7 protein-coding genes are annotated in these 6133 nt (G+C 70.4%); 4 read left to right on the forward strand and 3 right to left on the reverse strand.

The window, feature by feature from the left end; translation table 11 throughout:
* Positions 1-17 precede the first annotated feature (17 nt).
* Positions 18-590, reverse strand: a complete 573-nt coding sequence (locus tag V7D28_RS04450; protein WP_333586155.1) for a histidine phosphatase family protein — start codon at positions 588-590, stop codon at positions 18-20.
* Between the two features lie 47 nt (positions 591-637).
* Positions 638-1378 carry a glutaredoxin family protein gene (locus V7D28_RS04455; protein WP_333586156.1) on the reverse strand — a complete coding sequence of 247 codons (741 nt, stop codon included), beginning with the start codon at positions 1376-1378 and terminating at the stop codon, positions 638-640.
* A gap of 83 nt (positions 1379-1461) precedes the next feature.
* Between V7D28_RS04455 and V7D28_RS04460 the strand changes: the two genes are divergently transcribed.
* Both V7D28_RS04460 and V7D28_RS04465 read left to right on the forward strand, forming a co-directional pair.
* Complete coding sequence (locus V7D28_RS04460; protein WP_333586162.1) at positions 1462-1878, forward strand: MerR family DNA-binding protein; 417 nt, start codon at positions 1462-1464, stop codon at positions 1876-1878.
* A gap of 68 nt (positions 1879-1946) precedes the next feature.
* Positions 1947-2570 carry a class I SAM-dependent methyltransferase gene (locus V7D28_RS04465; RefSeq protein WP_333586157.1) on the forward strand — a complete coding sequence of 208 codons (624 nt, stop codon included), beginning with the start codon at positions 1947-1949 and terminating at the stop codon, positions 2568-2570.
* Positions 2571-2620: 50 nt separating this feature from the next.
* Here the strand turns inward: V7D28_RS04465 and ilvD are convergent, their stop codons facing one another.
* Positions 2621-4480, reverse strand: coding sequence for a dihydroxy-acid dehydratase (gene ilvD, locus V7D28_RS04470; protein ID WP_333586158.1), 1860 nt, complete (start codon positions 4478-4480; stop codon positions 2621-2623).
* Between the two features lie 101 nt (positions 4481-4581).
* Here ilvD and V7D28_RS04475 point away from each other — a divergent pair, with 101 nt between their 5' ends.
* Together V7D28_RS04475 and V7D28_RS04480 are read left to right on the forward strand one after the other, a co-directional pair.
* The gene (locus V7D28_RS04475; protein WP_333586159.1) at positions 4582-5490 is read left to right on the forward strand and encodes a LysR family transcriptional regulator; all 909 of its coding nucleotides are present in this window, start codon (positions 4582-4584) and stop codon (positions 5488-5490) included.
* Between the two features lie 11 nt (positions 5491-5501).
* Positions 5502-6044, forward strand: a complete 543-nt coding sequence (locus V7D28_RS04480) for a hypothetical protein (protein WP_333586160.1) — start codon at positions 5502-5504, stop codon at positions 6042-6044.
* The last annotated feature ends 89 nt before the right edge of the window (positions 6045-6133 follow it).

Genomic DNA, 6133 nt, shown 5'->3' on the forward strand with positions numbered 1-6133 from the left:
GCCGGCGCCGACCTTCCTCACCCCACCGCAATCGGCGTCCACCCCTCCGGCGTCGCTCCGCCTGCCGGGTCGTGCCGCCACCAGCAGCCCTGGCGGGGCTGGTCATGGGTCCGCGCGATGGGGACGCCCTTGAGGTGGCAGAGGAGCAGGGTCCCCACGCCGCCGTGAGCGACGATGGCGACGTCGCCGGCGCCCTGGTGAGCCTGGAGGATGTCCGTCGTCGCCGCGACGATGCGGGCCTGGGCGGCCGCGGCGGTCTCCCAGCCGCGAACGCTGTCCTGCGGGCAGGCGAAGAAGGCGTCGGCCAGGCGCTCGAACTCTTGCGGCGGCACAAAGCCCGTGGCGCTGCGATCATTTTCGCCGAGGTCAGGCCGGACCTGGACCGGCAGGCCGTGGCGGGCGGCCAGCAGTCCCGCCGCCTCGATGGCCTTGGTCTCGGTGCTGGCCCAGACCGCCTCCACCTGCTCGACCGCGGCCGAGGCCACGAAACGGCGCATCCGCGCCACGCCCAGATCGGACAGCCGCCAGCGCGGCACCGGAACGGCGGGGTCGATCTCGACCTCGGGATGGGTGATGAAGATGAGGGCCATGGGACTCTTTAGCCCGCGACCAAGCCTGTCGGAACCGCCGCAGCGCCTCACATGGCCAGCATCCAGACCGCCATGGCCACCATCATCAGGTTTTCGGTGAGGGAGACGAAGCCCAGAGGCGTCTTCGAAGACCCCCCGACACAGGCGCACTTCAGCTCCCGGCGATCAATATAGACGGCCTTGAAGACCGAGACCGCCCCCACCCCGCCGATGAACAGGGCCACGGGCGCCGCGATCCAGGTCAGGGCGCCGGCGATCATCAGCACGCCGGCGGCGCCCTCGGCGAAGGGATAGATGTAGCCATAGGGGACCCAGCGCCTGGCCAGCAGGTCGTAGTTCAGGAACATGGTGGAGAAGGATTCCACGTCCTGAAGCTTCAGTATGGCGAGAACCACCATGCTGAAGGCGATGAACCATTCGGCGGCGCGCACGGTGAAGGGGGACCCGAAGGCGCCATAGCTGGCCGCCAGAGCCGCCAGGGCCGTCATGGCGAAGACGGCGATCACCGGCCGGTAGCTCACGGCGCCCTCGGCCGGAACGGTCTGGCCGAAGTGACGACGCAGATCGTCGTATCCGCCGATGCGGGTCTCGCCGATGAAGATCTGCGGCGTGGTTTTGACCCCGTGCTCGGCCTTGAAGGCGTCAGTCTGGGCCCGGTCCTCCAGCCAGCAGTCCGTGACCTGGAAACCCTTCCGTTTGAGCAGCGCCAGCGCCTTCAGGCCGTAGGGGCAGATATGATCGGGCGTCACCATGCGGTGAATCCGGGCGGTGCGGTCGGGTCCGGCCATTGGGGGTCACTCCTTGTGCGGGCGCCGCACAGAACCCCATATGGGTTCCGTACCCTGGTACGGAGGCAAGCCCTGTGAGCGACATGACCATTGGAGCCCTGGCGCGCGCCGGGGGCGTAGGGGTGGAGACCGTGCGCTATTACCAGCGGCGCGGATTGCTGGACGAACCCGCCCGGCCGGCCGGCTCGGGGCTCACGGGCGGCGTGCGTCGCTATGACGGGGACGTCTTGCGTCGCCTGCGCTTCATTCGCGCCGCCCAGGTTGCGGGCTTCACCCTGGAAGAGATCCGCGAACTCCTGGCCCTGGACGCCGCTGACGACCGGGTCCGGGCCCGGGCCATCGCCCAGGCGCGGATCGCCGTCCTGGACGAGAAGATCGCTGAGCTGTCGGCGGCCCGGGCGGCGCTGAGCCGTCTGGCGCAGGACTGCGCCCATCAGGCCGAGGGCCCCTGCCCCATCCTCAGCGCTTTCGATCCGGAGATCCGGGCGGCCGGCTCCTGAGCCCATGCGACGGCCTTGCATCGCAGCGCCTGGTGGACAGGCTGGCGTTTTGCGCGCCAGACTTGGCCATGGGCTCGTTCTATGATCGCCACATCCTGCCGCGCCTGATCGGCTGCGCCTGCGCCAGCCCGGCGATCATGCGCCAGCGGGCGCGGGTGGTCCCCGGCGCGATGGGCCGGGTGCTGGAGCTGGGGATCGGGGGCGGCCTCAACCTTCGCTACTATGATCCCTTGCGGGTGAGCGGCGTCTTCGGCGTCGACCCCTCCGCCGAGTTGAGAGCCACGGCCGCCGCGGCCCCCCGGCCCGAGGGGCTGGAGGTGGAGGTGCGTGCCGGCGTGGCCGAGGCCCTGCCCTTCGATGACGCCAGCTTTGACACCATCGTCTGCACCTTCACCCTCTGCTCGGTGCACTCGCCCGCCCAGGCCCTGGCTGAGGCCCGCCGCGTCCTGGCGCCGGGCGGCCGGTTCCTGTTCTGCGAACACGGCCTGGCGCCTGATCCCGGCGTCGTCCGCTGGCAGAGGCGGGTGGAGCCCGTCTGGAAGCGCCTGGCGGGCGGCTGCCACCTGACCCGGCCCGTGTCCGGGACGCTGGAGGCCGCAGGCCTCGCCGCGCAGAGGCTGGAGCGCATGTACCTGCCCGGCGCGCCCCGGCTGATGGGCTGGGTGGAGTGGGGCGAGGCCCGCCTGTCCTGATCCGCCCCCTGATCCGGGGCGCCGACCCGCGCGCCGGGGTTTGAGGCCGCTCAGTCCCGCCGCTTGAGGCCGGCGTCCACATCGCGCACGGCGCCGCGGGCGGCGCTGGTGGTGAAGGCGGCATAGGCGCGCAGGGCCTCGGTCACCCGCCGCTGGCGGGGGCCGGGCTTCCAGGCCTCATCGCCCTTGGCCTCCATGGCGCTCCGCCGACGGGCGAGTTCCTCCGACGCCACGGCCAGGTGGATGGTGCGGCTGGGGATGTCGATCTCGATCCGGTCGCCGTCCTGGACCAGGGCGATGGTCCCGCCCTCGGCGGCCTCCGGCGAGACGTGGCCGATGGACAGGCCCGAGGTGCCGCCGGAGAAGCGGCCGTCGGTGATCAGCGCGCAGGCCTTCCCCAGGCCCTTCGATTTCAGATAGCTGGTGGGATAGAGCATTTCCTGCATGCCCGGCCCCCCGCGCGGTCCCTCATAGCGGATCACCACCACGTCCCCGGCGACGATCTTGCCGGTCAGGATGGCGCTGACCGCCGCGTCCTGGCTTTCGAAGACCCGGGCCGGACCGGCGAAGACCAGGATGCTGTCGTCCACCCCGGCGGTTTTGACGATGCAGCCGTCGAGGGCGAGGTTGCCCTTCAGCACCGCCAGGCCGCCATCCTTGGAGAAGGCGTTCGCCACGTCGCGGATCACCCCGCCCTTGCGGTCCAGGTCCAGCTCCTTCCAGCGCCGGTCCTGGCTGAAGGCCGTCTGTGTGGGGACCCCGCCGGGCGCGGCGCGGTAGAAGGTCTGGACCGCCTCGCTCTCGGTGCGGCCGATATCCCACCGCTCAAGCGCCTCGCCCATGGACTTGGAATGCACCGTGGGCAGGTCGGTGTGCAGCAGGCCGCCCCGCTCCAGTTCGCCCAGAATGGCCATGACCCCGCCCGCCCGGTGAACGTCCTCCATGTGCACGTCGGCCTTGGCCGGCGCCACCTTGGACAGGCAGGGCACCTTTCGCGACAGCCGGTCGATGTCGTCCATGGTGAAGTCCACCCTGGCCTCGTGGGCGGCGGCCAGCAGGTGCAGGATGGTGTTGGTGGACCCGCCCATGGCGATGTCCAGGCTCATGGCGTTTTCGAAGGCCCGGAAACTGGCCACGTTGCGCGGCAGGACGCTCTCATCATCCTGCTCGTAATAGCGCCGCGTGATGTCGACGATCAGGTGGCCGGCCTCCAGGAACAGGCGCTCGCGGTCGGCGTGGGTGGCCAGGGTGGAGCCGTTGCCCGGCAGGGAGAGGCCCAGCGCCTCGGTGAGGCAGTTCATGGAGTTGGCCGTGAACATGCCCGAGCAGGAGCCGCAGGTGGGGCAGGCCGAGCGCTCGATGGCGGCGACCTCCTCGTCGCTCACCGCCTCGTCGGCGGCCGCGACCATGGCGTCCACCAGGTCGAGCGCGACCTCCTTGCCCTTCAGCAGGATCTTGCCCGCCTCCATGGGACCGCCGGAGACGAAGACCGACGGGATATTGAGCCGCAGGGACGCCATCAGCATGCCCGGCGTGATCTTGTCGCAGTTGGAGATGCAGACCATGCCGTCCACGCAGTGGGCGTTGGCCATGTACTCCACGCTGTCGGCGATGATCTCGCGGGAGGGCAGGCTGTAGAGCATGCCGTCATGGCCCATGGCGATGCCGTCATCCACCGCGATGGTGTTGAACTCCTTCGCCACGCCCCCGGCGCGTTCGATCTCGCGGGCCACCAGCTGGCCCAGATCCTTCAGGTGGACGTGACCCGGAACGAACTGGGTGAAGGAGTTGACCACGGCGATGATCGGCTTGCCGAAGTCGGAGTCCTTCATGCCCGTGGCCCGCCACAGGCCGCGGGCGCCGGCCATGTTGCGGCCGTGGGTCGAGGTGCGGGAACGGTAGGCGGGCATGACGCGTCCTTGAAGGTTTGATCGCGAACCGGGATACCCAGGGGCAAGCCGTCGATCCAATATACTTTTCAGCGGCTTTTAAGTCGTCCAACATATCAGACATGGACGTCCGCCAGCTCCGCCACTTCGTCGCCGTGGCTGAAACCCTGCATTTCGGCCGGGCGGCCGAGCGGCTGAACATGACGCAGCCGCCGCTGAGCCAGTCCATCCAGGCCCTGGAGCGGACGCTGGGCGCCCAGCTCTTCGCCCGCACCCGGCGCAGCGTCGCCCTGACCCCGTTCGGCGAGGCGTGGCTCGCCCGCGTGAAGCCCGTCCTGGCCGATCTGGCGGCCCTGCCCGACGTGGCCGCCCGGCTCAGGGACGGAGCGGCGGGCCGGCTGGAGTTGTCCTTCGTCAGCACGGCGGACTACAGCGTCCTGCCGGCCCTGGTGCGGCGTTATGCGGCCCTCTATCCCGGCGTCGAGATCGCCCTGCGGGAAGCCACCAGCGAGGTCCAGATCGCGGGCCTGCTGGAAGGCCAGGGCCATGCCGGCGTGATCATCGCCCCCAGCGGCGCCCTGCCGGCCGGCCTGGCCTATCGGCGCCTGCTGGTGGAGCCTCTGGTGGCCGCCGTGCCGGAGGCCTGGCTGAGCGAGGGGCGCCTGGCCCTGCGGGAGGGGCGGCTGGATCCAGCGGCCATCGTCCAGTCGCCGCTGATCCTGTTTCCCAAGCGCGCCGCGCCGGCCTTCCACGACCTGGTGACCAGCTATTTCACCGCTCATGGGGGCGGCGCCCATATCGCCCAGGAAGCGATCCAGATGCAGACCATCATCAGCCTGGTCTCGGCCGAGATGGGCGTGGCCCTGGCGCCGGCCTCCCTGCGCAACCTCGCCCGCACCGGGGTTCGGTACGTGCCCCTCTCAGGAGAGGCGCCGTTGCTGGAAACGGGGCTCGTCTGGCGCGGTGAGGATCAGACCCCCACCCTCCTGCGCTTTCTGGAGGTGGCGGGCGGCGGCGGGGACGCCGATTAAGGCGCCGGGGCTTGCATTTCGTCTGCGCGGCTGGCCCCTTGCCCGCCCGGCGGCGGGACCCTGATCTGGAGCAGACGGCCATGGCGAGGAACATCTACGACGCCCCTTCACGGAAGGGACGCAATACCCTGATGCTGGGCGTGGTGGGGGTCGCGGCCGTGGTGATCGTGGGCGGCGTGGTCTGGGCGCTCGGCCAGCAGCAGGCCGCCGCGGCCGAGGACTGGACGCCCCGGGGCGAGCCCTGCCCCGTCTGGACCGGCGAGATTCCCGCCTCCCGCTCGCGCCCCGACCTGCTCAGCTTCGACTATGGCGGGGCGAGGCTGGGCCGCTGGTTCGGCCACGCCCAATGCGTGGAACTGCACGAAGGCCCCCTGCCCGGCGGCGGGGTCTATCACGCCTGCCACTTCACCGGCCCGGACTTCGTTCGCGTGGAGTTGGGCGGCCAGACCACCATCTACCGCCCCGGCGTCGGTCAGCCGGCCATCGTGACGCTCAGCAAGGGGCAGGCCCGCTGCGACACCGATCCCCGCAGCGTCGCGCCCCGCGAACCCTAGAACGCGTTCCGATAAGTGGGAACCGGTTATCGGAACGCGCTCAAGCCTTTGAGTTTAGAGCCTGACTCAACGATCAGACGGTTCCGTCT

This window comes from Phenylobacterium sp. (assembly GCF_036723115.1).
Taxonomy (GTDB): domain Bacteria; phylum Pseudomonadota; class Alphaproteobacteria; order Caulobacterales; family Caulobacteraceae; genus Phenylobacterium.

Excerpts from the sequence above, each read along its gene's own strand:
- V7D28_RS04450 (WP_333586155.1), bottom strand. The coding sequence starts at position 590 with ATGGCCCTCATCTTCATCACCCATCCCGAGGTCGAGATCGACCCCGCC.
- V7D28_RS04455 (WP_333586156.1), bottom strand. The coding sequence starts at position 1,378 with ATGGCCGGACCCGACCGCACCGCCCGGATTCACCGCATGGTGACGCCC.
- V7D28_RS04460 (WP_333586162.1), top strand. The coding sequence starts at position 1,462 with ATGACCATTGGAGCCCTGGCGCGCGCCGGGGGCGTAGGGGTGGAGACC.
- V7D28_RS04465 (WP_333586157.1), top strand. The coding sequence starts at position 1,947 with ATGGGCTCGTTCTATGATCGCCACATCCTGCCGCGCCTGATCGGCTGC.
- ilvD (WP_333586158.1), bottom strand. The coding sequence starts at position 4,480 with ATGCCCGCCTACCGTTCCCGCACCTCGACCCACGGCCGCAACATGGCC.
- V7D28_RS04475 (WP_333586159.1), top strand. The coding sequence starts at position 4,582 with ATGGACGTCCGCCAGCTCCGCCACTTCGTCGCCGTGGCTGAAACCCTG.